General features: G+C 71.9%; 20 protein-coding genes and 1 pseudogene. 2 read left to right on the top strand and 19 right to left on the bottom strand.

Translation table 11 applies throughout. From position 1 onward, the window contains the following. Positions 1-252 precede the first annotated feature (252 nt). The 16 genes and pseudogenes from serA to J0670_RS00090 form a co-directional block, all read right to left on the bottom strand. Positions 253-1,839, bottom strand: coding sequence for a phosphoglycerate dehydrogenase (serA, locus tag J0670_RS00165; RefSeq protein WP_207808363.1), 1,587 nt, complete (start codon positions 1,837-1,839; stop codon positions 253-255). A 234-nt stretch (positions 1,840-2,073) separates the two neighbouring features. Then, positions 2,074-3,072: a ketol-acid reductoisomerase gene (gene ilvC, locus J0670_RS00160; RefSeq protein WP_207808355.1), complete on the bottom strand. Its 999-nt coding sequence runs from the start codon at positions 3,070-3,072 to the stop codon at positions 2,074-2,076. A gap of 113 nt (positions 3,073-3,185) precedes the next feature. Next, a complete protein-coding gene (gene ilvN / locus J0670_RS00155) occupies positions 3,186-3,710 on the bottom strand; it encodes an acetolactate synthase small subunit (protein WP_049657946.1) in 525 nt (174 codons plus the stop codon). A gap of 82 nt (positions 3,711-3,792) precedes the next feature. Next, positions 3,793-5,646 carry an acetolactate synthase large subunit gene (locus J0670_RS00150; RefSeq protein WP_207808353.1) on the bottom strand — a complete coding sequence of 618 codons (1,854 nt, stop codon included), beginning with the start codon at positions 5,644-5,646 and terminating at the stop codon, positions 3,793-3,795. 331 nt (positions 5,647-5,977) lie between these two features. Continuing rightward, positions 5,978-8,908 (bottom strand): bifunctional diguanylate cyclase/phosphodiesterase, encoded by a 2,931-nt coding sequence (locus J0670_RS00145; RefSeq protein WP_243436308.1) that lies wholly within the window; start codon positions 8,906-8,908, stop codon positions 5,978-5,980. 476 nt (positions 8,909-9,384) lie between these two features. Continuing rightward, on the bottom strand, positions 9,385-12,432 hold the full coding sequence (locus tag J0670_RS00140; protein ID WP_243436299.1) for a helix-turn-helix transcriptional regulator: 3,048 nt from the start codon (positions 12,430-12,432) through the stop codon (positions 9,385-9,387). A 155-nt stretch (positions 12,433-12,587) separates the two neighbouring features. Continuing rightward, a complete protein-coding gene (locus tag J0670_RS00135) occupies positions 12,588-12,746 on the bottom strand; it encodes a hypothetical protein (RefSeq protein ID WP_207808349.1) in 159 nt (52 codons plus the stop codon). A 256-nt stretch (positions 12,747-13,002) separates the two neighbouring features. Then, positions 13,003-14,511, bottom strand: coding sequence for an Asp-tRNA(Asn)/Glu-tRNA(Gln) amidotransferase subunit GatB (gene gatB, locus J0670_RS00130; RefSeq protein ID WP_207808347.1), 1,509 nt, complete (start codon positions 14,509-14,511; stop codon positions 13,003-13,005). 73 nt (positions 14,512-14,584) lie between these two features. Further along, a complete protein-coding gene (locus tag J0670_RS00125; RefSeq protein WP_207808345.1) occupies positions 14,585-14,845 on the bottom strand; it encodes a hypothetical protein in 261 nt (86 codons plus the stop codon). Continuing rightward, the gene (gene gatA / locus J0670_RS00120) at positions 14,842-16,335 is read right to left on the bottom strand and encodes an Asp-tRNA(Asn)/Glu-tRNA(Gln) amidotransferase subunit GatA (RefSeq protein WP_207808343.1); all 1,494 of its coding nucleotides are present in this window, start codon (positions 16,333-16,335) and stop codon (positions 14,842-14,844) included. The genes J0670_RS00125 and gatA overlap by 4 nt, the downstream gene beginning before the upstream one ends. Before the next feature lie 5 nt (positions 16,336-16,340). Continuing rightward, positions 16,341-16,637: an Asp-tRNA(Asn)/Glu-tRNA(Gln) amidotransferase subunit GatC gene (gene gatC / locus J0670_RS00115; RefSeq protein WP_030057414.1), complete on the bottom strand. Its 297-nt coding sequence runs from the start codon at positions 16,635-16,637 to the stop codon at positions 16,341-16,343. A 445-nt stretch (positions 16,638-17,082) separates the two neighbouring features. Beyond that, positions 17,083-18,570, bottom strand: a pseudogene (locus J0670_RS00110) (putative bifunctional diguanylate cyclase/phosphodiesterase); the annotation flags it as partial. 388 nt (positions 18,571-18,958) lie between these two features. Then, the gene (gene ligA / locus J0670_RS00105) at positions 18,959-21,268 is read right to left on the bottom strand and encodes an NAD-dependent DNA ligase LigA (protein ID WP_207808359.1); all 2,310 of its coding nucleotides are present in this window, start codon (positions 21,266-21,268) and stop codon (positions 18,959-18,961) included. Positions 21,269-21,293: 25 nt separating this feature from the next. Further along, a complete protein-coding gene (locus tag J0670_RS00100) occupies positions 21,294-22,304 on the bottom strand; it encodes a methionine synthase (protein WP_307806317.1) in 1,011 nt (336 codons plus the stop codon). 47 nt (positions 22,305-22,351) lie between these two features. Then, positions 22,352-23,041 carry an SDR family oxidoreductase gene (locus J0670_RS00095; protein ID WP_207808340.1) on the bottom strand — a complete coding sequence of 230 codons (690 nt, stop codon included), beginning with the start codon at positions 23,039-23,041 and terminating at the stop codon, positions 22,352-22,354. A 13-nt stretch (positions 23,042-23,054) separates the two neighbouring features. Then, positions 23,055-23,579 (bottom strand): TIGR00730 family Rossman fold protein, encoded by a 525-nt coding sequence (locus J0670_RS00090; RefSeq protein ID WP_207808338.1) that lies wholly within the window; start codon positions 23,577-23,579, stop codon positions 23,055-23,057. A 209-nt stretch (positions 23,580-23,788) separates the two neighbouring features. Between J0670_RS00090 and J0670_RS00085 the strand changes: the two genes are divergently transcribed. Both J0670_RS00085 and J0670_RS00080 read left to right on the top strand, forming a co-directional pair. Next, positions 23,789-24,055 carry an ATP-binding protein gene (locus J0670_RS00085; RefSeq protein ID WP_207808336.1) on the top strand — a complete coding sequence of 89 codons (267 nt, stop codon included), beginning with the start codon at positions 23,789-23,791 and terminating at the stop codon, positions 24,053-24,055. A 260-nt stretch (positions 24,056-24,315) separates the two neighbouring features. Then, entirely contained in the window at positions 24,316-24,816 is a 501-nt protein-coding gene (locus J0670_RS00080; RefSeq protein WP_207808335.1) for an NUDIX domain-containing protein, read from the top strand. Between the two features lie 24 nt (positions 24,817-24,840). On the opposite strand, the gene J0670_RS00075 is transcribed toward J0670_RS00080, so the two are convergent. From J0670_RS00075 to mnmA, 3 genes are all read right to left on the bottom strand, one after another. Beyond that, entirely contained in the window at positions 24,841-25,296 is a 456-nt protein-coding gene (locus J0670_RS00075; RefSeq protein WP_207808333.1) for a type II toxin-antitoxin system VapC family toxin, read from the bottom strand. Continuing rightward, positions 25,286-25,555, bottom strand: coding sequence for a type II toxin-antitoxin system Phd/YefM family antitoxin (locus J0670_RS00070; RefSeq protein ID WP_207808331.1), 270 nt, complete (start codon positions 25,553-25,555; stop codon positions 25,286-25,288). The genes J0670_RS00075 and J0670_RS00070 overlap by 11 nt, the downstream gene beginning before the upstream one ends. 119 nt (positions 25,556-25,674) lie before the next feature. Next, positions 25,675-26,811: a tRNA 2-thiouridine(34) synthase MnmA gene (mnmA, locus tag J0670_RS00065; protein ID WP_207808329.1), complete on the bottom strand. Its 1,137-nt coding sequence runs from the start codon at positions 26,809-26,811 to the stop codon at positions 25,675-25,677. Positions 26,812-26,835: the final 24 nt, after the last annotated feature.

The raw sequence follows: 26,835 nt of genomic DNA, 5'->3' as shown, positions 1-26,835 counted from the left end.
AGGGTGGGAGGGAGCGCGGGAGCAGGGATCGCCTACCCACGGAAGCGCACGCGCATGCGGGCCGCACACCCTGGCTACAGGGGCGGCACACCGTATGGCCCTTCCACGGTACGACGACGCCCCGGCCGTGTCTGCACGAATACTTGGATTTCCTAGTATCTGAGACAGGAGCCCCCGGGAGAACGCCACAGGGCCCGGACCGCCGTTCGAACGGCGGTCCGGGCCCTGGTCAGGCCGGGTGTCGGGCGGGTGTCAGCCCAGGTCGACCGAGCGCGCGAAGCGGGCGCCGATCTCGGCGGCGATCGCCGACAGCACGTCCTGCGGGATCTCGGTGTCCACGGTGATGGACGCCAGCGCGCAGCCGCCGTCCCGGGCGACCTGCATGCCCGCGATGTTGATGCCCGCGTCGCCGAGGTGCTTGCCGAGCACGCCGACCACGCCGGGGCGGTCCTCGTACTTGAAGAAGGCCATGTGGTCGGTGAGCGCCACGTCCACGTCGAAGGCGTCCACGCCGACGATCTTCTGGGTCTGCTTCGGACCGGCCAGCGTGCCGGAGATGGCGATCTCCTCGCCGTTCGCGAGAGTGCCGCGCACGGTGATCACGTTGCGGTGCTCGGGGCTCTCGCTGGAGGTGGTCAGTCGGACCTCGACACCGCGCTCCTGGGCGAACAGCGGGGCGTTGACGTAGGACACCGTCTCCGCCACCACGTCCTCGAACACGCCCTTCAGCGCGGACAGTTCGAGCACCTTCACGTCGTGCTGGGTGATCTCGCCGCGGACCTCGACGTCGAGGCGGACGGCCACCTCGCCGGCCAGCGCGGTGAAGATCCGGCCGAGCTTCTCGGCCAGCGGCAGGCCCGGGCGGACGTCCTCGGCGATCACGCCGCCCTGGACGTTCACCGCGTCCGGCACCAGCTCGCCGGCCAGCGCCAGGCGCACCGACTTGGCGACGGCGATGCCGGCCTTCTCCTGCGCCTCGTCGGTGGACGCGCCCAGGTGCGGGGTGGCCACCACGTTGTCGAAGGCGAACAGCGGGGAGTCGGTGCACGGCTCCTTGGAGTACACGTCCAGGCCCGCGCCGGCCACCCGGCCCTCGCTCAGGGCGGAGGCGAGCGCCTCCTCGTCCACGATGCCGCCGCGGGCGGCGTTCACGATGCGCACGGACGGCTTGACCTTGTGCAGCGCCTCGTCGCCGATCAGGCCGATGGTCTCGGGGGTCTTGGGGAGGTGGACGGTGATGAAGTCCGACACCTCCAGCAGCTCCTCCAGCGTGACGAGCTTGACGCCCATCTGCGCGGCGCGGGCGGCCTGGATGTAGGGGTCGTACGCGACGATCTTCATCCCGAACGCGGACATCCGCTGGGCGACCAGGACACCGATCCGGCCGAGGCCGACCACGCCGAGGGTCTTCTCGCTCAGCTCGACGCCGGTGTACTTGTTGCGCTTCCACTCGCCGCCCTTGAGCGCCGCGTTGGCCGGGGCGATGTTGCGGGCGACGGAGATCAGCAGGCCGCAGGCCAGCTCGGCGGCGGTGACGATGTTGGAGGTCGGCGCGTTGACGACCATCACGCCGGCCTTGGTGGCGGCGGCGACGTCCACGTTGTCCAGGCCGACGCCGGCGCGGGCGACCACCTTGAGCTTGCGGGCGGCGGCCAGGGCCTCGGCGTCGACCTTGGTGGCGGAGCGGATCAGGATCGCGTCGACGTCGGCGATCGCGGTGAGCAGCTCGTTGCGGTCGGCGCCGTTGCAGTGGCGGATCTCGAAGTCGGGGCCGAGGGCGTCGACGGTGGCGGGCGACAGCTCTTCGGCGATCAGTACGACGGCGCTCTTGGATGTCACAGTGCTCACGACAGTGGGTCCTTAACTGTCCGGTTCCCCGGCGCACGCGCGTGGCGTGTGAGGGCGGGGGAAGGTGGCATGCCGCGTAGGTAGACGCACGACGCTGTGGGCCTGACGCGCACTCGGAGTGTATCGACGGGCTGGGCGCCCGGCTGCTCCCGTCCGGCGAAATCACCCGGACGAGAGCAGCCTACTTGTACAACGAACTTACAAAATCGAACCTGTCGGGAAGGCTCAGGCCTTCTCGTTGACCCAGCTCATCAGCGAGCGCAGCTTCTTGCCGGTGGTCTCCAGCAGGTGGTCCTCGTCGGCCTTCTTGTACTCGTTGTACTTGGGCAGACCCGCCTTGTACTCGGCGATCCAGGTGTTGGCGAAGGTGCCGTCCTGGATCTCGGCGAGGACCTTCTTCATCTCGGCCTTGGTGGCGTCGGTGATGATCCGCGGGCCGGTGACGTAGTCGCCCCACTCGGCGGTCTCGGAGACCGACCAGCGCATCTTCTCCAGGCCGCCCTCGTACATCAGGTCGACGATGAGCTTCAGCTCGTGCAGGCACTCGAAGTAGGCGATCTCCGGCTGGTAGCCGGCCTCGACCAGGGTCTCGAACCCGGCCTTCACCAGGGCGGCGGTGCCACCGCAGAGGACGGCCTGCTCACCGAACAGGTCGGTCTCGGTCTCCTCGGTGAAGGTGGTCTTGATGACGCCGGCCTTGGTGGCGCCCAGGCCCTTGGCGTAGGAGAGCGCCAGGTCGAAGGCCTTGCCGGAGGCGTCCTGCTCGACGGCGACGATCGCCGGAACGCCGCGGCCCTCCTCGTACTGGCGGCGGACCAGGTGGCCCGGGCCCTTCGGGGCGACCATGCAGACGTCGACGTCCGCCGGGGGCTTGATGAAGCCGAAGCGGATGTTCAGGCCGTGGCCGAAGAACAGGGCGTCGCCGGACTTCAGGTGCGGGGCGATGTCGGCCTCGTAGACGTCGGCCTGGATCGGGTCCGGCACCAGGATCATGATGACGTCGGCCTCGGCCGCCGCCTCGGCCGGGGTGACCACGCGCAGGCCGGCCTCCTCGGCCTTGGCGCGGGACTTGGACTCCGGCTTCAGGCCGACCCGGACGTCGGCGCCGGAGTCGCGCAGGGACAGCGCGTGGGCGTGGCCCTGGCTGCCGTAGCCGATGACCGCGACCTTGCGGCCCTGGATGATGGACAGGTCGGCGTCGTCTTCGTAGAACAGCTCGGCCACGGGGGCACATCTCCTTGCGTGTTGGTGCCGGGTGCGCGGTACTCACCGTAATCGCACCTGGCGGGGTGTGGGGTCTTTGCTTCTGCAGTCTTCAGCAGTTGAGACAGCGCGGGTCAGGCGCTGCGGTCGAGGGCGCGCAGCGAGCGGTCCGTGATCGAACGCGCGCCGCGGCCGATGGCGACCAGGCCGGACTGGACCAACTCCTTGATGCCGTAAGGCTCCAGCATCCGGAGCATGGCCTCCAGCTTGTCCGAGCTACCGGTGGCCTCGATGGTCACCGCTTCCGGCGACACGTCGACGGTCTTGGCACGGAACAGCTGGACGATCTCGACGATCTGCGACCGGGTCTCGTTGTCGGCGCGGACCTTCACCAGGACCAGTTCCCGCTGGATCGCAGCGGACTGGTCGAGTTCGACGATCTTTATCACGTTCACGAGCTTGTTGAGCTGCTTGGTGACCTGTTCCAGCGGGAGGTCCTCGACGTTGACCACGATCGTCATCCGGGACACGTCCGGATGCTCGGTCGAGCCGACGGCGAGGGAGTCGATGTTGAAGCCCCGACGGGAGAACAGCGCGGCGATGCGGGCGAGCACGCCGGGCTTGTTCTCGACCAGGACGGAGAGGGTGTGCTTGGACATGGGATTCCTCAGTCGCACAAGAGGGGTCCGGCGGAGCCGGTCCCAAGAAGGGTGGCGGTGGGCGACGGGTGGGCGGGGGCAGTCAGTCGAGATCGTCGCCGAAGTCCGGGCGCACGCCCTTGGCGAACTGGATCTCGTCGTTGCTGGTGCCGGCCGCGACCATCGGCCAGACCATGGCGTCCTGGTGGACGATGAAGTCGATGACGACCGGGCGGTCGTTGATCTCCATCGCCTGCCGGATGACCGCGTCCAGGTCCTCGGGGCGCTCGCAGCGCAGGCCGACGCAGCCCATCGCCTCGGACAGCCGGACGAAGTCGGGGATCCGGGTGCCCTGGGCCGGCGGCTCGATGCCGTCGTGCTCCGGACCGGAGTGCAGCACGGTGTTGGAGTAGCGCTGGTTGTAGAACAGCGTCTGCCACTGCCGGACCATGCCCAGCGAGCCGTTGTTGATGACCGCGACCTTGATCGGGATGTCGTTCAGGGCGCAGGTGACCAGCTCCTGGTTGGTCATCTGGAAGCAGCCGTCGCCGTCGATGGCCCAGACCGCGGTCTCCGGGCGGCCGGCCTTGGCGCCCATGGCCGCCGGGACGGCGTAGCCCATGGTGCCGGCGCCGCCGGAGTTGAGCCAGGTACCGGGCTTCTCGAACCGGATGTACTGCGAGCTCCACATCTGGTGCTGGCCGACGCCCGCGGCGTAGATCGCGTCCGAGCCGACCAGCTGACCGATCCGCTCGATGACCTGCTGCGGGGAGAGCTGGCCGTTCGGGGCCGGCTCGTAGCCCAGCGGGTAGGTGCGCTTCCACTCGTCGAGCTTCTGCCACCACTCCGAGTAGTCGCCCTTGTGGCCGGCGTCGAACTCGGCCTGGACGGCGACGATCAGGTCGGCCAGCACCTCGCGGGCGTCGCCGACGATCGGCACGTCCGCCGGGCGGTTCTTGCCGATCTCGGCCGGGTCGATGTCGGCGTGCACGATCTTGGCGTACGGGGCGAAGCTGTCCAGCTTGCCGGTGACCCGGTCGTCGAAGCGGGCGCCGAGGGTGAACAGCAGGTCCGACTTCTGGAGCGCGGTGACGGCCGGGACGGAGCCGTGCATGCCCGGCATGCCCAGGTGCTGCGGGTGGCTGTCCGGGAAGGCGCCGAGCGCCATCAGGGTGGTGACGACCGGGGCGCCGGTCAGCTCAGCGAGGATCCGCAGCTCGGCGGTGGCCTGCGCCTTGATCACGCCGCCGCCGACGTAGAGCACCGGGCGCTTGGAGCTGACCAGCAGCTTCGCGGCCTCGCGGATCTGCTTGGCGTGCGGCTTGGTGACCGGGCGGTAGCCCGGCAGCTGGTGCTCGACCGGCCAGCGGAAGGTGGTGGTGGCCTGGAGGGCGTCCTTGGCGATGTCGACCAGGACGGGGCCGGGGCGGCCGGTGGCGGCGATGTGGAAGGCCTCGGCGATCACCCGGGGGATCTCGGCGGGGTCGGTGACCAGGTAGTTGTGCTTGGTGATCGGCATCGTGATGCCGCAGATGTCCGCCTCCTGGAAGGCGTCGGTGCCGATCGCCTTGGAGGAGACCTGGCCGGTGATCGCGACGATCGGCACGGAGTCCATGTACGCGTCGGCGATCGGGGTGACCAGGTTGGTCGCACCCGGCCCCGAGGTGGCCATGCAGACCCCGACCCGGCCGGTGGCCTGCGCGTAGCCGGTGGCGGCGTGCCCGGCGCCCTGCTCGTGCCGGACCAGGATGTGGCGCACCTCGACGGAGTCCATCAGCGGGTCGTACGCGGGAAGGATGGCCCCGCCCGGGATGCCGAAGACGGTGTCCGCGCCCACGGCCTCAAGCGAGCGGATGAGCGACTGGGCTCCGGTCATGGTCTCGACGACGTGCTGGGGAGCGGGAGCGTGGGCGGCCGGGTTGTCCCCGCGGCGGGGGGAAGCGGCGTGCTCAGTCATCTGCCTGTCTCTTCTCGGATTTTGCCGACCCGGAGGTACGGGCCCCGGTGCTGCGGAGGGCGGGGTCCCGGTCCGGGTCGATCGCCGGCTCTGCCTCAATCGTCCCGCTCAATCCAACAGATCGGACTTGAGGGGCGGTCGGGGCCAGGGGTCTTGCGGAGGTGGAACAGCGTCAGTGCAACAAAAAACCCCTCGTGCCCAAGGGCATGCGAGGGGTGGCGCGTCGGTCTGTCACGAGCGGGGCGTGTGAGCCCACTCAGCCGACGCGCCCGCCAAGTACGAGAATTCGGGTGCGCATGGCAACGACCTTCCTCCCGTCCGGGGTGGTGTGTCAAGCAGGTGGGACGCCCGTCTCGTCATTCGGACCAGCTGTCGGACCGGCAACGGCAGGGCGTTCGGGCAGGTCGGAGGCCCCGAGGTGATCTACGCCACGCCCCCCGGGGGGCTCCGTCCGGCCACTCGTACGGGCGTCCGCGGCCGGTTGAGGGCACCGGGCGGAGAGCGGGCCGGGCCCGGGCAGGGGGTAGCCGCGGCGGGCCAGCGCCCGGCGCAACCGGATCTCGTCCAGCGGCGGGGCGAAGGCCGATCCCTGGGCCTGGCGGCAGCCCAGCTCCTGCAGCGCGACGACCTGGCGGGGCAGGTCCACCCCTTCGGCGGCGGTGGCCATCCCGAGGTCGCGGCCGAGCCGCAGCGAGTGCCCGGCGAGGGTGCGGCTGAGCGCGGACTCGCCGAGGTCCCGGACCAGCGAGCGGTCCAGCTTGAGCCCGTCGAAGGGCATCCGGGCCAGGGCCCCCAGCGAGCCGCTGCCGGCGCCGTAGCCGGCCAGCCAGGTGGAGACGCCGAGCCGGCGCAACGCGGCCAGCCGCCGGCCGAGTTCGTCGGCGAGCGAGTCCGGCCCCATCCGGGCCACCTCGATCACCAGCTCGCCGGCCGGCAGCCCGCTGTCGCGCAGTGCCGCGGCGACCGCCTCGTACAGGCCGGGCGAGCAGAGCCGCTCGGCGGAGAGCCGGACGGCCACCGGGACGGTCGCCGGCCCGCCCCGGCCGCGGCCGAGCGGGTCGCGGCGGGCGACGGCGGCGGCCACCGCCTCGTGGACCAACCAGCGGGAGAACCGGGCGGCCGCGTCGCCGTGTTCGGCCGAGCGCAGGAACTCGGCCGGGGTGAGCAGCAGCCCGCTCGCCGAGCGCCAGCGGGCCTGGGCCTCGACACCGGTCACCGCGCCGCTGGCGAGGTCCACCACCGGCTGGTGCAGCAGGGTGAATCCGCCCTCCCGGACGGCCAGCCGCAGCCGGTCCGCCAGGTCGGTGCGGCGCTCCAGGTCGGCCCGCATCGCGGGGGTGTAGAGCACCACCCGGCCCTTGCCCTCGGACTTGGCCCGGTACATCGCGAGGTCGGCGTTGCGCATCAACTCGTCGGCTCCGGCCCGGGGATCGGCGGCGGGCCCCCGTTCGGGGGTTCCGAAGGCGATGCCGATGCTGGCGGCGACGCCGAGTTCGACGCCGCCGATCCAGTACGGCTGGGAGAGCGCGATCCGCAGCCGTTCGGACAGCTCCTGGACCTGTAGGCGGCCGAGCGGGCCGCAGACCAGCGCGGCGAACTCGTCGCCGCCGAACCGGGCGACGGTGTCCCCGCAGCGGACGGCGGCCTGGAGCCTGCGGGCGGCCTGCACCAGCAGTTCGTCGCCGACCTGGTGGCCGGCGCTGTCGTTGACCGCCTTGAAGCCGTCCAGGTCGAGGAAGAGCACCGCGACCCCGGCGCCCGCCTCGCCCTGCTGGCCGCGGGCACCGAGGGCGGCGCGCAGCCGCTGGGTGAACAGCGCCCGGTTGGGCAGGTCGGTGAGCGGGTCGTGGAAGGCGTTGTGCTGCAACTGGGCCTGGAGCATGACGCGTTCGGTGACGTCCCGGCTGTTGAGCAGCAGGCCGTCGCGGTGCCGGCTGACCGTGGACTCGACGTGCAGCCACTCGCCGCCGCCGGAGCTGATCCGGCACTCCACCCGGGCCGAGGGCTCGGCGGTGCCCGGGGCCCGGTGGGCGGCGAGCCGGACTCTCGCGAGGTAGCGGCGGACCTCGGAGAGCACTCTGTCCACGTCCTCGGGGTGGACGAGGTCCAGCAGGTTGCCACCGACCAGCTCCTCCGGGTCCCGCCCGTAGACGCCGAGCGCGGCCGAGGACACGTACGAGAGCACGCCGTTGGCCCCGGCGATCATGATGACGTCGCTGGAGCCCTGCACCAGGGAGCGGAAGTGCGCCTCCTTGTGGGCGAGTTCCTGGGCCAGCGACAGGTTGTCGAGCAGCATCACGCCCTGCCTGAGGATCAGTGCCAGCCCGACGGTGCACGCGGCCGCGGCCACCACCCGGTCCAACTGGCGCCCGCCGAGGGCGTTGTAGAGGATTCCCGCGATGCACACCGCGGCCGCCGCGTACGGGGTGAGCGCGCTGAAGGTGGTGGCCACCCGGCGCCGTGGCAGCCCGCCGGCCGAGGGGTGTTCGCGCAGCGGACGGCGCCAGCGCGGGGACCACGGTGCCCAGGCGAGCAGCAGGCTGCCGGAGAACCAGCCGGCGTCCAGGAGTTCGCCCGAGTGGTAGCTGCTGCGCAGCTCCGCGGAGGTGAACAGCGCGTCGCACAGCACGGTGACGGCGAGCGCCAGCATCGCGGTGTGCACGGCCGCCCGGTTGCCGTCCCGGCCGCCGAAGCGCAGGCCCACCACCAGGCTGACCAGCAGGATGTCCAGTACCGGATAGGCCAGGTTGAGGGCCAGCCGCAGCGGGGAGCCGGCCTCCCCGGCCGCGATCCGGCCGAGCGCCAGGCTCCAGCTCAGGGTGAACAGCGAGCCGGCGATCAGCCAGCCGTCGAGCAGCAGGCAGAGCCAGCCGGCCGCCGAGCGCGGGCGCTGGGCGAGCACCAGGACGCCGGTGATGGCGAGCGGGGCGAACAGCAGGAAGGCGTACTCGGCGAGCGAGTCCTTCGGCAGCGGGGTGCGCACGACCAGCTCGTACCAGCCCCAGGTGCCGTTGCCGAAGGCGACCATGAGCGAGGAGAGGCCGAACAGCAGCCAGGCCGGGCGGGCGTGCCCGCCGACCGTGCAGCCGTACACCAGGCAGGACAGCGCGGCCGCGAGGGCGGCTGCGGCCAGGCCGAAGTCACCCATGAAGACCGAGAGCTGGCGCGACCCCCAACCCGTCGCGGCGCCCAGCGCGTAGGCCAGGCAGAGCCCGCCGAGGGCCAGTCCCGGCAGCGCACGACTGCCGCGGAGCCGGCTCAGCGGGCCGCGCCGGGCGGGTGCGGGCAGGTCGGCGGCGGACGCGCCGGTGGGCGGTACGCCCGGACATGCGGCTCCGGGCAGCAGCGTATCGGTGGAGCTCACTCGGTCTCTCCCCCTCCGGCCCGGGGCCTGGCACCCCGGTCACGGGCCACCGGCCGCGTACCTCTCGGCCGTACGCGGCGGCCTGGCGCCCCGTCAGGACGGTGGCCCAGGGGGTGGGCGGCCTTCCGGTCACCGCACCGCACCGATGTTCCCGAGCGGGACCCTACACCAGATCCGTCACTCAACGGCACGCACATTCAACTTAGAGTAATGGCCGGGGAGGGGGGAAATGCACCTGATTCCGACGGATCGTCCCGGTTGGCGACGGCGCGCGGACGGGGGCTCACGCGGCGCGCACAGGAGCACGCGGCGGCGCCCGTCCGCCCGCCCCGGACGGGCGCGAAGGGGCCCGTCCGGGGTGCGCGACCTGCGGTTCAGCGGCCCGAGGGGGCCAGATCGTCGGGGAACAGGCGCAGCCGGTGGGCCAGCGCGGCCGCCTCGCCCCGGCCGCCGACCGCGAGCTTGCCCAGGATGTTGGACACGTGCACGCTTGCGGTCTTCGGAGAGATGTACAGCTCCTCGGCGATCTGCCGGTTGGTCCAGCCGCGTGCGAGCAGCCTCAGCACGTCCCGCTCGCGGGGGGTGAGACCGAAGGAGTCCGCGGTGTCCGCCGTCGGCGCGGCGGCCGCGGCCGGGCGCTCGGCCGGGGTCAGGGTGAGCCCGGCCCGCTCGGCCAGCGCGGCGATCTGGGCCCCCAGCGGCCGGTCCCCCCGAGTGGCCGCCAATTCGGCGGCCTCGCGCAGCAGTTCGGCCGCCGACTCGCGCCGCCCGGCCCGTACCTCGGCCTCGCCGGCGCGCAGCAGCGCGAGCGCCATCGGGTACGGCAGGCCGGTCGGCCGCAGCGCGGTGACCGCCGCCGCCCACTGCTCCGGCGTGTCGGCCGCCTCGGCGCGGGCCAGTTCGGCCTCCAGCAGCCGGGCCCAGCCGTGGTGCAGCGGCACCCGGGGCCGCAGTTCGGCGGCCACCGCGGCGATCGCGGCCAGCGCCTCGGCCCGGCCCGCCTCGGCCTGCGGCAGGCCCCGGCTGTCCGCCTCCACCCCGGCGGCCTCCACCAGCAGCGGGTAGACGTCCGACTCCTGGCCGGGCCGCCCCTCCTCCGCGAGCGCGGCGAGCAGTTCGGCCCGGGCCTCCAGCGGCCGCCCGCCGTGCGCGGCGACCCGTACGGCCAGCCGGCTGATCGGCACGCTGTGCTGGACCTGGCCGACCCGGTTGGCCGCCCGGGCCCGGGCCAGCATGGTCGCCGCGGTGTGCAGGTCCCCGCGCAGCAGGGCGAGGTCGCCGCGCATCCGGTCCAGGAACTCGGCGTGGGTGCCGCTCAGGCTGGTCAACTCGCAGGCGGCGAGCACCTCCTCGGCCTCCCGTAGCCGCCCGAGGTCGGCGAGCGCCTCGACCAGGTTGCCGGTCAGGATGGTGCCGATGTTGCGCAGCAGGCCGTTGCCGTCGGCGAAGTCCAGGCCCTCCCGGGCCAGCCGGGCGGCCTCCTCGGCCCGGCCCAGTGCGCGCTGCGCGCTGGACAGGTTGTTGAGGCCGCGCAGCAGGAGGTCGGGCACGCCCAGCCGACGGGCCCGCTCGACCGCGCCGACCAGCTCGGCCAGCCCGCCCTCGGCGTCGGCCTGCACGTCGTCGCGCAGCCCGCCGAGGGTCATCCGGGCGTGCACCTCGACCGAGTGCGCGCCGACCTGCTCGGCGATCCGGATCGCCCGCTCGGCCAGCTCCAGGTGCTCGGGGCCCGGCTTCTTGAGCATCGCGACGCCGGCGGCCAGCGCGAACACCTCGGCCTGGACGGCGGACGGCGGCAGGTGCTCCACCAGCCGGTGGGCGTGGGCGATCTCCTCGTCGTCCCCGGAGCGGCGCAGATTGCCCAGCATCCGGGCCCGGTTGATCCGGAACCAGGCCGCGCGCACCGGGTGCTCCGCCTCGTCGACCAGCCGCAGCCCGCGCTTGGCCAGGCTCAGCCCGCGCTCGCGGTCGCCGCAGCGCCGGGCCGCGACCACCGCCTCGGCCAGCACGTCGACCAGCTGGATCCGGTCGCAGTCCGCGTCGGCGGGGCTGTGGTCGCGGGAGCCGGGCGGGTAGGTCTCGGCCCAGTCGTACGGGCGCAGGGTGTGCGCCAGCACGTCCTCGGAGACCATGTCCCACAGCTCCAGGGCCCGTTCCAGCATGCCGAGCTGCTCGGCGAAGGCGTTGCGGCGGCGGGCCGCTCGGGCGGCGTCCAGGGCGGTCGGCAGGGCGCGGGCCGGATCGTGCGCGTGGTACCAGTAGTTGGCCAGCCGAGCGGGCAGCACGTCGGAGGAGACGAGGTGCGGCTGGGCCTCCACGGCGAGCGCGAACTTGCGGTTGATCCGGTGCCGTTCGCCGGGCAGCAGGTCGTCCGAGACCGCCTCGCGCACCAGCGCGTGCCGGAAGCGGTAGCCCTCGCCCTCGCTGTCCGGGCGCAGGATGTTGGCGCCGACGGCCACCCGCAGCGCCTCGATCAGCGACTCCTCGTCCTCGTCCAGGACGGCGGCCAGCAGGGCGTGTTCGACGTACGAGCCGCCCTCGGCGGCGATCCGCACCACCCGCTGGGCCTCCTCGTCCAGGCCCTCGACCCGCACCAGCAGGATGTCCCGCAGCGAATCGGTCAGCCCGGCGCCGAAGCCGTCCTGGAAGGCGGTGGCCAACTCCTCGACGAAGAACGGGTTCCCCTCCGAGCGGCGGTGGATGCGGTCCACCAGCTGGCGGTCGGGGGTGGCGGTGCCGAGGATGCCGGCCAACTGGGCGGCGACCTCGCGGCGGTCGAACCGCGCCAGCTCCAGCCGCTGGACGGTGCGCAGGCGTTCCAGCTCGGCCAGGAAGGGGCGCAGCGGGTGCCGGCGGTGCAGGTCGTCGGTGCGGTAGGTGGCGACCAGCAGCACCCGGGAGCGGTGCAGGGTGCGCACCAGGAAGGCCAGCAGCTCGCGGGTGGAGCGGTCGGACCAGTGCAGGTCCTCGACGGCGAGGACGAGGGTACGCTCCGCGCCGAGCCGTTCGAACAGCCTCGCGGTGTGCTCGAACAGCCGGGCCCGGCCGTACTCGTCGTTCGGTTCGCCGTCAGCCTCGCCGAACTCGGGGAGCAGCCGGGCGAGGTGCCCCTCGCTGCCGGCCGCGGCGGCCTCCAGTTCGGCGCCCAGCGAGCGGTACAGCCGGCGCAGCGCGGTGGCCAGCGGCGCGTACGGCAGGCCCTCGGCGCCGACCTCCAGACAGCCGCCCAGGGAGGTGACCGCTCCCCCGTCGGCGGCACGCTGCAGGAACTCCTCCAGCAGCCGGGTCTTGCCGACGCCCGCCTCGCCCCCGATCAGCACGGTCTGCGGGCTGCCGGTGCCGGCCCGGCGCAGCGCGGCGGTCAGTTCGGTGATCTCGCTGCCGCGGCCGACGAAGACGGGGCTGACCGATATCTGCTGCATGGAGGCGAGCATGCCATAGCCGGAGGCGGCGGAGAGAGGGGTTATCTCGCCCGGCGAACGCCCGGAGGAACCCGGCGAACGCCCGGAGGGGGAGGCGCCTTCTCGCGGCGCCTCCCCCTCCAGGACTCCCTCGGCACCTTCACGGTGCCGGTCCGTCAGCATTCGGTCTGACGCACGGGGCGCCGCTGGAAGCGGGCGGCGACCGGACGCCGGCGAAGTCGGCGGGCTTCCTTGGCCTCGCGCGCCAGGCGCTCGTGCTCGGCACGGGCTTCGAGCTCGTGGGCGTGCTGCTGGATGATCTCGTACTCGATCACTTCGGGTTCCCCCTGTGGGTTTCGCTCCGTCTCCCTGACGAGTAAGAGCTTCCTCTCCCAGAGGGGGTGGCCACATCGGGAGCGTGCCCGATGTTTCGAAGGCCGGATGCCTTAGATGGGGCGCCGAGAAAGGTTTAAGGCCCTGTCTCACCTAGATCTAGAGGTGAGACAGGGCCTTAGGCCTTACTTAGGGGGCCTTAGATGCCTTAGACGCCTTAGGAAGGCAGGGTTGACGAACTAGTCAGCCTTAGCGGCCTCAGGCAGACACACCCAGCTTCTCCAAGATGAGGTCCTTCACGCGGGCGGCGTCCGCCTGGCCGCGGGTGGCCTTCATGACCGCGCCGACCAGCGCGCCCACCGCGGCGATCTTGCCGTCGCGGATCTTGGCGGCGATCGCCTCGTTCTCGGCGATGGCCTGGTCGACGGCCGCACCCAGCGCGGAGTCGTCCGAGACCACGGCCAGGCCGCGCTTCTCGACGACCTCGTCCGGCTCGCCCTCGCCGGCCAGCACGGCCTCGATGACCTGGCGGGCCAGCTTGTCGTTCAGCTTGCCCTCGGCGACCAGCGCGGCGACCCGGGCGACCTGCGCCGGGGTGATCGGCTGCTCGCTCAGCTCGGTGCCGGTCTCGTTGGCGCGACGGGCCAGCTCGCCCATCCACCACTTGCGGGCCTGGTCGGCCGGGGCACCGGCCGCGATGGTCTCCTGGATCGGCTCCACCGCACCGGCGTTGAGCACGGACTGCATGTCCTTGTCGGACAGGCCCCACTCGGCCTGCAGCCGGGCACGACGCACCCGCGGCAGCTCCGGCAGCGCGGCGCGCAGCTCCTCGACCCACTCGCGGGCCGGGGCGACCGGCACCAGGTCCGGCTCCGGGAAGTAGCGGTAGTCCTCGGCGTTGTCCTTGATCCGGCCCGAGGTGGTGGTGCCGTCGTCCTCGTGGAAGTGGCGGGTCTCCTGGACGATGGTGCCGCCGTCGGTCAGCACGGTGGCGTGCCGCTGGATCTCGAACCGCGCGGCCCGCTCCACGCTGCGCAGCGAGTTGACGTTCTTCGTCTCCGAACGGGTGCCGAAGGTCTCGGTGCCGTTGGGGCGCAGCGACAGGTTGACGTCGCAGCGCATCTGGCCCTTGTCCATCCGGGCCTCGGAGACGCCCAGCGACTTGATCAGCTCGCGCAGTTCGGCGACGTACGCCTTGGCGACCTCGGGGGCGCGCTCGCCGGCGCCGACGATCGGCTTGGTGACGATCTCGATCAGCGGGATGCCGGCCCGGTTGTAGTCGAGCAGCGAGTGGGTGGCCCCGTGGATGCGACCGGTGGCGCCGCCGACGTGGCTGGACTTGCCGGTGTCCTCCTCCATGTGGGCGCGCTCGATCTCCACCCGGAAGGTCGAGCCGTCCTCCAGCTGCACGTCGAGGTAGCCGTTGAAGGCGATCGGCTCGTCGTACTGCGAGGTCTGGAAGTTCTTGGGCATGTCCGGGTAGAAGTAGTTCTTCCGCGCGAACCGGCACCACTCGGCGATCTCGCAGTTCAGTGCCAGGCCGATCTTGACGGCCGACTCCACGCCCACCGCGTTGACCACCGGAAGCGAGCCCGGCAGGCCCAGGCAGGTCGGGCAGGTCTGGCTGTTCGGCTCGGCGCCCAGCTCGGTCGAGCACCCGCAGAACATCTTGGTCTTGGTGCCCAGCTCGACGTGGACCTCAAGGCCCATCACCGGGTCGTACGACGCGAGAGCGTCCTCGTAGGAGACCAGGTTCATGACGCTCACAGCGTCCCTTCTCACGTAAAGACTTGGGAGGTACGGGCCCGGCCGCCGCTCGCGCGGGGCCGGGCCAGGGCGCTCAGCCCAGCAGCACGTCGTCGGAGCCGAGCTGGCGCAGCTCGCGCACCAGCAGGGCGGTGCCGGTGATCAGCGCGGCGGCGCCGACCAGGGCGTTGACCAGCTTGAGGGTGTCGCTCTCCTCGCGGGCCTTGCGGACGTCCTTGGCGATGGAGATCGCGCCGAACGCGCTGGTGCCGATGGACAGCCAGAGACCGGGCTTGGAGTGCTTCCACCCCTTCAGCGAGACGGCTTCGGCCTTGGCCTTCTCGAACTTGCTCACAGTGCCGGTACCTCCTCCAGCAGGGTGTGCCCCCACTTGTCGTTGAGTGCGGCCTCGACGGCGCCGCCCACGCGGTACAGGCGGTCGTCCGCCATCGCGGGTGCGATGATCTGGAGGCCGACCGGGAGATTGTCCTCCGGGGCCAGGCCCACCGGCAGCGACATCGCCGCGTTGCCCGCCAGGTTGGACGGGATCGTGCACAGGTCGGCCAGGTACATCGCCATCGGGTCGTCGGCGCGCTCGCCGATCGGGAAGGCGGTGGTCGGCGTGGTCGGCGAGACCAGCACGTCCACCCCGGCGAAGGCCGCGTCGAAGTCGCGCGAGATGAGCGTGCGGACCTTCTGGGCCGAGCCGTAGTAGGCGTCGTAGTAGCCCGAGGAGAGGGCGTAGGTGCCCAGGATGATGCGGCGCTTGACCTCGTCGCCGAAGCCGGCCTCACGGGTCAGCGCGGTGACCTCCTCGGCCGACCGCGAGCCGTCGTCGCCGACCCGCAGGCCGTAGCGCATCGCGTCGAAGCGGGCCAGGTTGGAGGAGCACTCGCTGGGCGCGATCAGGTAGTACGCGGGCAGCGCCAGGGTGAAGGAGGGGCAGGAGACCTCGACGACCTCGGCGCCCAGCTCGCGCAGCAGCTCCACCGACTCGTTGAAGCGCTGCATCACGCCGGCCTGGTAGCCCTCGCCGGCGAACTCCTTGACGACGCCGATCCGCATGCCGCGGATGTCGCGCATCTTCGCGGCCTCGACCACGGCCGGGACGGGCGCGTCGATCGAGGTGGAGTCCAGCGGGTCGTGCCCGGCGATGGCCTCGTGCAGCAGCGCCGCGTCCAGCACGGTGCGGGCGCACGGGCCGCCCTGGTCCAGCGAGGACGAGAACGCGACCAGGCCGTAGCGGGACACCGAGCCGTAGGTCGGCTTGACGCCGACGGTGCCGGTGACGGCGCCGGGCTGGCGGATCGAGCCGCCGGTGTCGGTGCCGATCGCCAGCGGGGCCTCGAAGGCGGCCAGCGCGGCGGCCGAACCGCCGCCGGAGCCGCCGGGGATGCGGGTGAGGTCCCACGGGTTGCCGGTCGGGCCGTAGGCGGAGTTCTCGGTGGAGGAGCCCATCGCGAACTCGTCCATGTTGGTCTTGCCGAGGATGACCACGCCGGCGTCCTTGAGACGGCTGGTCAGGGTGGCGTCGTAGGGCGGGATCCAGCCTTCGAGCATCTTGGAACCACAGGTGGTCGGGATGCCCTTGGTGGTGAAGACGTCCTTCAGCGCGAGCGGGACGCCGGCCAGCGGGCCCAGCTCCTCGCCCTTGGCGCGCTTCTCGTCGACGGCCTTGGCGGCGTTCAGCGCGCCCTCGGTGTCGACGTGCAGGAAGGCGTTGACCTTCTTGTCGACGGCCTCGATGCGGTCCAGGTGCGCCTGCGCGACCTCGACGGCGGACACCTCGCCCTTGGCGATGGCGCTCGCGGTCTCGGCGGCGGTGTACTTGATCAGCTCGGTCATCTCGGTCAGTCCTCCCCGAGGATCTGCGGCACACGGAAACGCTGCTCCTCGGCGGCGGGGGCGCCGGACAGCGCCTGCTCCGGGGTGAGCGACGGCCGCACCTCGTCCGCGCGCATGACGTTGGTCAGCGGCAGCGGGTGGGAGGTCGGCGGGACGTCCTGTCCGGCGACCTCGGAAACGCGGGCGACCGCGCCGATGATCACGTCGAGCTGCTCGGCGAAGTGGTCCAGCTCTTCGGGCTTCAGCTCAAGACGCGACAGCCGGGCGAGGTGGGCGACCTCCTCGCGCGTGATGCCAGGCATGCAGCGATCCTCAGGGTGAGTTCTGGTGAGGCCCGACGCCGCCTGCCGGCGGTACCGGGCCCGGGCAGGAGCGGCCGGGTTCGGCGCTCCGTCCTCGTGGTCTTTGGACCCCATCCTATGGGTCGCGGCCCGGCCACCGGCCAACGAGTAAACGTGGCACCCGCTACTGCGGCCTGGTACGGGCCCAAGTCTGCGCACCCGGCGCCTTGATCTCCACCGGCGCGGCCGTCACCGGCTGGCCTGCCGACACGGCCTGGACGGCCGGCACCGCCTGGACCGCGGGCGGCCGCACGGGCGGGAGTGTCGGCGGCAGCACCGGCGGGACGGTGGCGGGCTGGACGACCGGCTTGGCGGCGGGCTGCTGCGGCACCGGCTTGATCATCGACGGGAACTTCGGCGGCGCGCCCAGCCGCTCCACCGTCGGGGCCGTGGTCGTGCGGTGCACCCGCAGCCAGGCGGTGGCCTGCTCGGCGGGCAGCGCCGCCGACACCAGCCAGCCCTGGACGGCGTCCACGCCCATGCAGTGCAGCCGCTCCCAGGTCTCGTCGTCCTCGACGCCCTCGGCGACCACGGTCAGGCCCAGCGAGTGGGCGAGCTCCACCGAGCAGCGGACCACCGCCGCGTCGTGGTCGTCGGCGACCATCCGGGAGACGAAGGAGCGGTCGATCTTCAGCTCGCCCACCGGCAGGCTGCGCAGCCGCACCAGCGAGGAGTGGCCGGTGCCGAAGTCGTCCAGGGACATCCCGACGCCGTAGCCGCGCAGCTCGGCGAGGGTGTCGGCGGCCCGGCGGGAGTCGTCCAGCAGCAGCCGCTCGGTGATCTCCAGCTGGAGCGCGTGGGCCGGCACCTGGTGGCGGACGAGGTGCCCGGCCACCCGCTGGGCGAAGCCGGGGTTGAGCACGTCGCGGGGCGAGACGTTGACCGCGACCTGCACCTGGAGGCCCTGGTCGCGCCAGTAGGCGAGCTGGCCGACGGCCGCCTCCAGCACGTAGTCGGTGAGCCGGGGCATCAGGCCGCTGGACTCGGCGAGCCCGACGAACTCGTCCGGCGAGACCTTCCCCTGCCCTGGCCGCTCCCAGCGCAGCAGCGCCTCCAGGCCGACCACCCGGCCGTCGAAGGCCACCTTGGGCTGGTAGTGCAGCTGCACCTCGCCGGTCTCCAGGGCCCGGCGCAGGTCCCCGAGCAGCCCGATCCGGTACGGCGTGTCGGCGTCCTGGGTCTCGTCGTACTGGGCGACGCCGCTGCGCTCGTTCTGGGCGTGGCCCATCGCCACGTCGGCGCGGCGCAGCAGCGACTCGGCGTCCTGGGCGTGCTGCGGGTAGACGCAGACGCCGGCGCTGGCCTCCAGCACGAGCAGCAGCCCGTCCAGCCGGATCGGCGCGGCGAGCTCGGCGATCAGCGCCTGGGCGACCCGCTCCAGACTCTCCGGGTAGTTGATGCCGGGCAGCAGGACGGCGAACTCGTCGCCGCCCATCCGGGCCACCATCGGGCGGCCGCGCCGGTAGTGCCGGGGCAGGCCGACGAAGACGTCGTCGATGGACTCCCGGGTGGCGCTGCCGGCCGGGCCGCCGGAGCGCAGCGCCCGGTGGAGGCGGCGGGCGATGTGAACCAGCAACCGGTCACCAGCCGTATGACCCAGTGTGTCGTTGAGTGATCGGAAGCGATCCAGATCGAGCAGTATCAGACCGACGCTGCAACCGTCCTCGCGCTCGGCGATCGCCTCCTGGGCGGCCAGCAGTAAGGCCTGACGGTTGGGCAGGTCGGTCAGCGGGTCGGTCAGCTGGTCTCGGGCGCGGTCCCGGGCGATCCGCCAGGCCGCCACCAGGACGGCCAGCGGCACCGCGAACAGCGGCAGCAGTTCGGGTTCGTACCGGTAGACCAGGACGGCCAGCGGGATGAGCGGCGCCGCACCGGCCAGCAGCACGCCGAGCAGCAGGACCGCACCCGCCACCCCGTGCGGCGGGCGTGTGGGCGCGCCGCCGGTCGTACCATCCATAAGCCCTGTCCTCCGTCGGGCCCGCCCCGTCAGGCCGCCTTACGGTGAGGCACCGTGCCGGTACCGACAGCTGCCGGGCATGGAGCGACCCCGAGGAGCACCGACTCAGCCGGTGCCCCCACCCCTGCTGACACTCTGTTGCGCTCCAGGGTATGCCGGGGCCCACCCGGTGGGCAGACTTTCGGACAACCGGAAACGCGCCACCGCGCCCCGGGTGCCACACGGTGGCACCTTGCCCGGTTTCCCCGGACGACACCCGGTGACGTTGCATCAGGACGATAACAACACGGATCCGCTCGACGGCCGCTCGGGTCGGGCCCTCCCGTCAGCTCTCGGCGGAGGTCTCGGCAGGCGCCTCGGCCGGGCCCTTCTGCGGCTCGGCGGCCTCCTCCGGCTCCGGAAGCCCCAGGTGGGCGCGGGCGGCGGCCGGACCGTCGGCGAGCAGCACCGCGAAGCCCTCGTCGTCCAGGACGGGCAGGCCCAGCTGCACGGCCTTGTCGTACTTGGAGCCGGGGTTGTCACCGGCGACCACGAAGTCGGTCTTCTTCGAAACCGAACCCGTCACCTTCGCGCCACGAGAGGTCAGCGCCTCCTTGGCGCCGTCCCGGGTGTGCCCGGCCAGGGTGCCGGTGACCACCACCGTCAGGCCCTCCAGCGGGCGCTCCGCCTCCTCCTCGTCGGCGAACTCCTCGACGAAGCGGACGCCGGCCTCGCGCCACTTTTCCAGGATGTCGCGGTGCCACTGCTCCTGGTACCACTCGACCACGGACCGGGCGATGATCGGCCCGACGCCCTCGACCGCCGCCAGTTCCTCCTCGGTGGCCGAGAAGATCCGGTCCAGGTCACGGAACTCCCGGGCCAGCTCCTGCGCCGCCACCGGCCCGACGTGCCGGATCGAGAGGCCGTTGAGGAAGCGCCAGAGCGGGCGGTCCTTCACCTTCTCCAAGTTGTCCAGCAGAACGCTCGCCGTCTTCTTGGGCTCGCCCTTCTGGTTGGCGAAGAAGGTGGCCTTCTTCTCCTTGCCGGTGCGGTCGTCCAGCTTGGGCATGCCCGTCTTCTGGTCGCGCACCAGCACCTTGATCGGCAGCAGCTGCTCCATCGTCAGCCCGAAGATGTCACCCTCGTCCTTCACCGGCGCCTCGACCGGCTCCAGCGGCTGGGTCAGCGCGGTGGCCGCGACGTAACCGAGGCCCTCGATGTCCAGCGAGGAGCGGCCGCCCAGGAAGGCGATCCGCTCGCGGATCTGGGCCGGGCAGAACTGGGCGTTGGGGCAGCGCAGATCGATGTCCCCCTCGGACATCGGGCGCAGCTCCGCCCCGCACTCGTGGCAGTTCGAAGGCATCACGAAGGCTTGCTCGGTGCCGTCCCGCAGGCTCTCCACCGGCCCGAGGATCTCCGGGATCACGTCACCGGCCTTGCGCAGCACGATGGTGTCGCCGAGCAGCACGCCCTTGGCCTTGACGACCTCCTGGTTGTGCAGCGTCGCGTACTGCACCATCGAGCCGGCCACCTTCACCGGCTCGGCCAGCACCGCGTACGGGGTGGCCCGGCCGGTGCGGCCGATGCCGACCTTGATCTCGGCGAGCTTGGCGGTGACCTCCTCCGGCGGGTACTTCCAGGCGATCGCCCAGCGCGGGGACTTGGAGGTGGAGCCGAGCCGGCCCTGGAGGGCGATCTCGTCCACCTTGACCACGACGCCGTCGATCTCGTGCTCGACCGAGTGCCGCTGCTCGCCGAAGTGCTTGATGAAGGCCCGCACCTCGTCGAGCGTCCTGACCACCTCGTTGTGCCGGGCGGTCGGCAGGCCCCACTCCCGCAGCAGGTCGTAGGCGTGCGACTGGCAGTCGATGTCGAAGCCGACCCGGGCACCGATGCCGTGCACCACCATGTGCAGCGGGCGGGAGGCGGTGACCAGCGGGTCCTTCTGGCGCAGCGAACCGGCGGCGGCGTTACGGGGGTTGGCGAACAGGTGGAGCAGCGCCTGCGGACGCTTGCCCTCCTTGGCGCGCTCCTCGTTCGCCTGCCGACGGCGCTCGTTCTCCGCCGCGAGCGAGGCGTTCAGCTCCTCGAAGGCCTCGGTGGGCAGGTAGACCTCGCCGCGGATCTCGACCAGCTCGGGGATGTTCTCGCCCTTGAGCCGGTGCGGGATCTCCTTGATGGTGCGGACGTTGGCGGTGATGTCCTCGCCGACCCGGCCGGTGCCCCGGGTCGCGGCCAGCACCAACTCGCCGCGCTCGTAGGTGAGGTTGACGGCCAGGCCGTCCACCTTGAGCTCGCACAGGTAGTGGTAGTCGATGCCGTCCAGCTCGCGGGCGACCCGCTCGGCCCAGGCGGCGAGCTCCTCGTCGTCCATCGCGTTGTCCAGGCTGAGCAGCCGCTCGCGGTGCTCGACCTTGGTGAAGCCCTCGGCGACGTCACCGCCGACCTTCTGGCTCGGCGAGTCCGGGGTGATCAGGGCCGGGTGCTCGGCCTCGATCCCCTCCAGCTCGCGCATCAGCGCGTCGAAGTCGGCGTCGCTGACGATCGGCGCGTCCTGCTCGTAGTAGCGGGCGCGGTGGTCGGTGATCTCCGCCGCCAGCTCGGCGTGCCGCCTGCGCACCTCCGCCGGGACGTCCTCCCAGCCCTCGACAGCCACCACCGCAAGCCCTCCTACTACGTTCTCATTCCGGGTTGTCCACCAGGCTCTGCGCCGCCCGCGCCGCGAGCGACAGCGCCTTGCGCGCGTACGCCGGGGAGGCCCCGGCCAGCCCGCAGGTCGGTGTCACCAGCACGCGGCGGCCCAGCAGCTCCGGGGCGAACCCGAGCCTGCGCCACAAGGTCCTGACACCCTGGACACTACCGGCCGGGTCGGACATCCCCAGGTCAGTGGAGGGGACGACACCCGCGAGGATCACCGTGCCGTCCTCGATCGCCTCGCCGAGGTCGTCGTCCGAACGCTCGGTGAGGAGGGAGAAGTCGAGGGAGATCCCGGCGGCCCCGGCCCGGCGCAGCAGCGGGACCGGGACGTCCGGGGCGCAGGAGTGCACGACGACGGGTGCGTCCAGGCCTCGGATCAGCTCGCGCAGCACCTCCTCGGCGACCTGACGGTCCACGGCGCGCAGCCGCTGGAAGCCGCTGGCGGTCTTCACCTTCCCGGCGAGGACGGCGGGCAGCGAGGGCTCGTCCAGCTGGAGGACCACCTGTGCGCCGGGGACGCGCTTGCGGACCTCCGCGAGGTGGCGGCGCAGGCCCTCGGTGAGCGAGCCCGCGATGTCCCGGCAGGCGCCGTGGTCGGCGAGCGCCTTCTCGCCGTGCTTCAGCTCGATGTTCGCGGCCAGCGTCCACGGGCCGACGGCCTGGACCTTGAGCGCGCCCTGGTAGCCCTGGGTGAACTCCTCCAGGGCGTCCAGGTCCTCACCGAGCCAGGAGTGCGCGCGCCGGGTGTCCCGTCCGGGGCGGTCGGTGAACCGCCAACCGCTGGGCTCGGTCTGCGCGAACAGCTCGACCAGCAGGCCGGCGCTGCGGCCGATCATGTCGGCGCCCGGACCGCGCGCGGGCAGCTCGGGCAGGAACGGCAGGTGCTCCAGCGCCCCGGTGGAGGTCTTGGCGGCCTCCCGGGCGTCGGTGCCGGGCAGCGAGCCGACGCCGGTGGCGGCGCCGCGCAGGTCGGGGAAGGGGTGTGGGGTGCTCACCCGTCCGAGCCTAGTGCGCGGCGCCTCGCGCGTTTCAGCGCCCCGGTTCAGCGCCCCGGTCGGACGTTGATGTCGATGATCTCCGCGTCCCGGGAGGCGTCCAGGGCGGCCAGGATCGCCTTCACGACGGACTCCGGCTTGATCCAGCGCCCGGCGTCGTACTCCTTGCCCTCCTGCTGGTGCACCTTGGCCTGCATCGCGGTCGCGGTGCGGCCGGGGTACACCGAGGTGACGCGAACGCCGTTCGCGTGCTCCTCCTGGCGCAGCGCGTCGGCGAGCGCCTTGAGGCCGTGCTTGCTGGCCGCGTACGAGGCCCACTCGGCGCTGGCGCTCAGGCCCGCACCGGAGTTGACGAAGACGACGTGCCCCTTGGCCATCCGGAGGGACGGCAGCAGCAGCCGGGTCAGCTCGGCCGGGGCGACCAGGTTGACGTTCAGCGTCTCCTGCCACGCCTTGACCGGCAGCTCACCGACCGTCCCCAGCTCGACCACGCCCGCGACGTGCAGCAGCGAGTCGAGGGTGACTGGCAGCGTCTGGTGCCCGAAGGCCCAGGACAGCTTGGCGGGGTCGCCGAGGTCCCCGACGAGGGTCTTCGCCCCGGGGAAACGGTCCCGCAGCTCGGCGGCCCGACGGGCGTCGCGGGCGAGCAGCCAGAGCTCGTCCCCGCGCTCGGCGAGCTTCTCGGCCAGGACGGCGCCGATGCCGGAACCGGCGCCGGTGATCAGATGTGCAGCCATGGGACCGATCCTCTCAGGCCTTGAGCTGCTCGAAGACCTCGGCGGGCGTGTCCGCGAAGGTGATCAGCTCGGAGAGCGGCCGGGGCAGGAAGCCCTCGGCGTCCATCCGCTCCATCTGGGTGCGCAGGCCCGAGTAGAACCCCTCGGTGTCCAGGACGACCACCGGCTTCTCGAACATCCCGTGCTTCTTGAGCTCCAGCACCTCGGTCACCTCGTCCATGGTGCCGAGCCCGCCCACCAGCACGACGATCGCGTCCGCCCGGGACGCCAACTCCGCCTTCCGCTCGGGCAGGTCGGCGGTCATGATCAGTTCGTCCGCGCCGACGTACGCCTTGTGCTTCAGCATCTCCACCAGCACGCCAACCAGCTTGCCGCCGGCGGCCTTCACCTCGTCGGCGAGGAGGCCCATCAGCCCAGCGTTGGAGCCGCCCCACACCAGGGTGTGCCCGCCCTCCCCGAGGAGCCGGGCGAACTCGGCGGCGGGGGCGGTGTAACGGTCATCGAGCGAGTACGCGGAGCAGAAGACGCAGATATTCATAATGTCGACTGGTCTATCACGCCCCGCCGCCACCACTCACCGGCATTACGCGCGGCACCCGGCAGCCCCTAGGGTGCTGCCCCGTGCCTCACCGCTGCCTGCTTCACCGCCGCCCTCAACGCGTGCCGGAATCGGTGGGTCACGCCCGTCGCTTCGTCGGGGCGAAGCTACGAGAGTAGGGGCTGGATGACCTGATCGACGACGCCTCGGTGGTCGTCAGCGAGTTGGCCACCAATGCGGTCGAGACAGGGTGCCAGATGCGCATGATCGTGGCCGTGCGTCGGCCGAGCGAGCGGGTCGTCCGCATCCTGGTCGGGGACGGCTCCCGGGTGATGCCGGTGATGATCCAGGCCGGGCCCGATGCCACGTCGGGCCGGGGTCTGGCGATGGTCCACCGGCTTACCCGTGGCCGCTGGGGCGTCACGGTCCTCCCCTTCGGCAAGGTCGTTCACGCCGACCTCTCGACATCCCAGTGAACTCGCAGACGCCGGAGGACGGTTACGAGCTTCCGGCATCCATTCCTGACCCCGTCCGGGTCTGGGCTGCCTACGGGGTGTCCGCCGCTGCCGGGCTGCACCTCATCGTCGCGGCCGTGGTACTGATCAACCACGCCCACTGATCTCCCCCGCCCGCGCCGCCGGGCCGGCGGCGCGGGCGGAACCGAGTCCCCCGGCATTCGGGACTTCCTTCGACTCCGAGTAGTACCCGCACACATCCAGCGATCGGAGCAACATCCGTGAAGAACGAAGCCACCCGCCGCATCGGTGCCGTCGTCATGGTCAGGAACCAGGACGGGGAGGTCCTCATGGCGGAAACGCACTACCGGAAGGGTCTCCAGCTCCCGGGCGGGGCCGTCCACCAGGGCGAGCAGATCGCCGACGGTGCCATGCGGGAGCTGGCGGAGGAGACCGGTCTGCGCCGGGTGATCGAGTTCCACCTCGGGGTCGACCAGATCCCGGCCAACCCGTCTTCCGGCGCGTGCGAGGGCTTCAACTTCATCTGCGACGGCGGGTTCGCCAGCGCCGAGGAGGTGGACGCCCTGAAGCGCCAGGGCGTCCCTATTGGCGCGCGCGACGAGATCAAGGCCTTCGCGTGGGTGCCGTTGAGCGAACTCGACGACCTTGCCGAGCCGTACATGGCGGCACGCGTCCGGGCGGCCGTGCAGATCGCCGACAGCGGGCTGCGGCAGCCGCTCCTCTACATCGGGCGGTCGGCGACGGAACGGCACGCCGCCTGACGGTCACCTCCGGGCCCCGAGACCTCAGGAATGCTCAACCAGAGGCCTGCTCACCGGAACCACGGTGAGCAGGCCTTCAAGGCCCTTGAAGTCGTCCGGGTTGGTGGTGAACAGCGGCAGGTCCTCGGCGATGGCAATCGCCGCGATCATCAGATCCGCTATCCGACGCCTCGGCTTGCGGCCAGCTCCGACCACCGCTGCGCAGACTCGCCCGTAGATCCGGGCCGCGTCGGCATCGAACGGAATCGGGTCGAATTCGTTCTCTGCCCGTTGAAGCACGTCGAGCCGCCGGGCCCGTTCGGCGTACTCGTCGTAGTCCTTCTGCTCCTCGTTCCGGCGCACCTCGTGCGGACCGGCAGAGAGTTCGGCGAGGGTGATCGCGCTGATGGCCATCTCGGTCGGCAACTCGGCCGGGTCCACCCACTTACGCAGGATCATGATGTTGGTGTCGAGAAGCCCCTGCTGGTACTCAGCGGCCATATGAGTCATCCGCCCGCTGCTCGGCCGTGGCCTCCTGATCGGCTCGGAAGGCGTCGAGGGAGATGTCGGGAGCACTGCGCGACATGGCGGCGAACTCGTCCCGGGAAACGAACCGTCGGCGACGGCGCAGCGGGATCAGCTCCCCGATCTGATGCCCGTCCCTGGTCACGGTGAAGGACTGGCCAGCCTGGACGGCGTCCATGATCTCTTTTGACCTGCTGCGGAAATCCCGCTGAGTGATCTCGGGTTGGACCGACATGCCTCCAGCGTAGAGACACCGCACCGCACGGTGCCACCGTGTAGCACCGCGTTCGAACCGATCTGGTCACCCCCGCCCGATCCGCCAAGGTGGCGGATCGGGCGGGTCAACAAGCCAGCTCAGGCGTTGACGGCCGGGCGCTCGGTGGTGGCGATGGTGGCGGAGCCGACGACGCGGGTGCCGTCGTACAGCACGACGGCCTGGCCGGGGGCGATCCCCCGCACCGGGGTGTCCAGCTGGACCCGGAGCTCGCCGTCGACCACCGACGCGGTCACCGGGACCTCCTCGCCGTGGGCGCGGAGCTGGGCGGTGTAGCGGCCGTCCGCGAGGGGCTCGGTGCCGCACCAGCGGGGGCGGATGGCGGTCAGACCGGTTACGTCCAGGCCCTCGATGGGGCCGACCGTCACGGTGTTGTTCACCGGGGAGATGTCCAGCACGTACCGGGGCTTGCCGTCCGCCGCCGGGCGGCCGATGCGCAGGCCCTTGCGCTGGCCGATGGTGAAGCCGTACGCGCCGTCGTGCTCGCCGAGCTTGGTGCCGTCGACGTCGAGGATGTCGCCGGTCGCCGTGCCGAGGTGCTTCGCGAGGAAGCCCTGGGTGTCGCCGTCGGCGATGAAGCAGATGTCGTGGCTGTCCGGCTTCTTGGCGACGGCCAGGCCCCGGCGCTCGGCCTCCGCCCGAATCTCTTCCTTCGTCGTGTCTCCGAGCGGGAAGAGGGAGTGGGCGAGCTGGTCGGCATCCAGCACACCGAGGACGTAGGACTGGTCCTTCGCCGCGTCGACGGCACGGTGGAGCTGGCGCTCCCCGGAGGGCAGGTCGACGATCCGGGCGTAGTGGCCGGTGCAGACGGCGTCGAAGCCGAGGGCGATCGCCTTGTCGAGCAGCGCGGCGAACTTGATCTTCTCGTTGCAGCGCAGGCAGGGGTTCGGCGTGCGGCCGGCCGCGTACTCGGCGACGAAGTCGTCGATGACGTCCTCGCGGAAGCGCTCGGCGAGGTCCCAGACGTAGAAGGGGATGCCGATCACGTCGGCGGCCCGCCAGGCGTCCCGGGAGTCCTCGATGGTGCAGCACCCGCGCGCGCCCGTACGGAAGGACTGCGGGTTGGCGGACAGCGCCAGGTGGACGCCGGTCACCTCGTGCCCCGCTTCGGCGGCGCGCGCGGCGGCGACGGCGGAGTCGACGCCGCCGGACATCGCCGCGAGCACGCGCAGACGGCCGGTGGACGGAGCGGTCGGGGCACCCGGGAAGTCAGTCATGGTGACTACAAGAGTACGGGGCCG

Origin of the sequence: Streptomyces sp. FH025, from assembly GCF_017427025.1 — a bacterium.
Taxonomy (GTDB): Bacteria; Actinomycetota; Actinomycetes; order Streptomycetales; family Streptomycetaceae; genus Kitasatospora.
This window is presented reverse-complemented; position numbering and strand designations above follow the sequence as displayed.

Excerpts from the sequence above, each read along its gene's own strand:
- ilvN (WP_049657946.1), bottom strand. The coding sequence starts at position 3,710 with ATGTCCAAGCACACCCTCTCCGTCCTGGTCGAGAACAAGCCCGGCGTG.
- J0670_RS00150 (WP_207808353.1), bottom strand. The coding sequence starts at position 5,646 with ATGACTGAGCACGCCGCTTCCCCCCGCCGCGGGGACAACCCGGCCGCC.
- J0670_RS00140 (WP_243436299.1), bottom strand. The coding sequence starts at position 12,432 with ATGCAGCAGATATCGGTCAGCCCCGTCTTCGTCGGCCGCGGCAGCGAG.
- gatA (WP_207808343.1), bottom strand. The coding sequence starts at position 16,335 with ATGACCGAGCTGATCAAGTACACCGCCGCCGAGACCGCGAGCGCCATC.
- gatC (WP_030057414.1), bottom strand. The coding sequence starts at position 16,637 with ATGCCTGGCATCACGCGCGAGGAGGTCGCCCACCTCGCCCGGCTGTCG.
- J0670_RS00095 (WP_207808340.1), bottom strand. The coding sequence starts at position 23,041 with ATGGCTGCACATCTGATCACCGGCGCCGGTTCCGGCATCGGCGCCGTC.
- J0670_RS00090 (WP_207808338.1), bottom strand. The coding sequence starts at position 23,579 with ATGAATATCTGCGTCTTCTGCTCCGCGTACTCGCTCGATGACCGTTAC.
- J0670_RS00075 (WP_207808333.1), bottom strand. The coding sequence starts at position 25,296 with ATGGCCGCTGAGTACCAGCAGGGGCTTCTCGACACCAACATCATGATC.
- J0670_RS00070 (WP_207808331.1), bottom strand. The coding sequence starts at position 25,555 with ATGTCGGTCCAACCCGAGATCACTCAGCGGGATTTCCGCAGCAGGTCA.
- mnmA (WP_207808329.1), bottom strand. The coding sequence starts at position 26,811 with ATGACTGACTTCCCGGGTGCCCCGACCGCTCCGTCCACCGGCCGTCTG.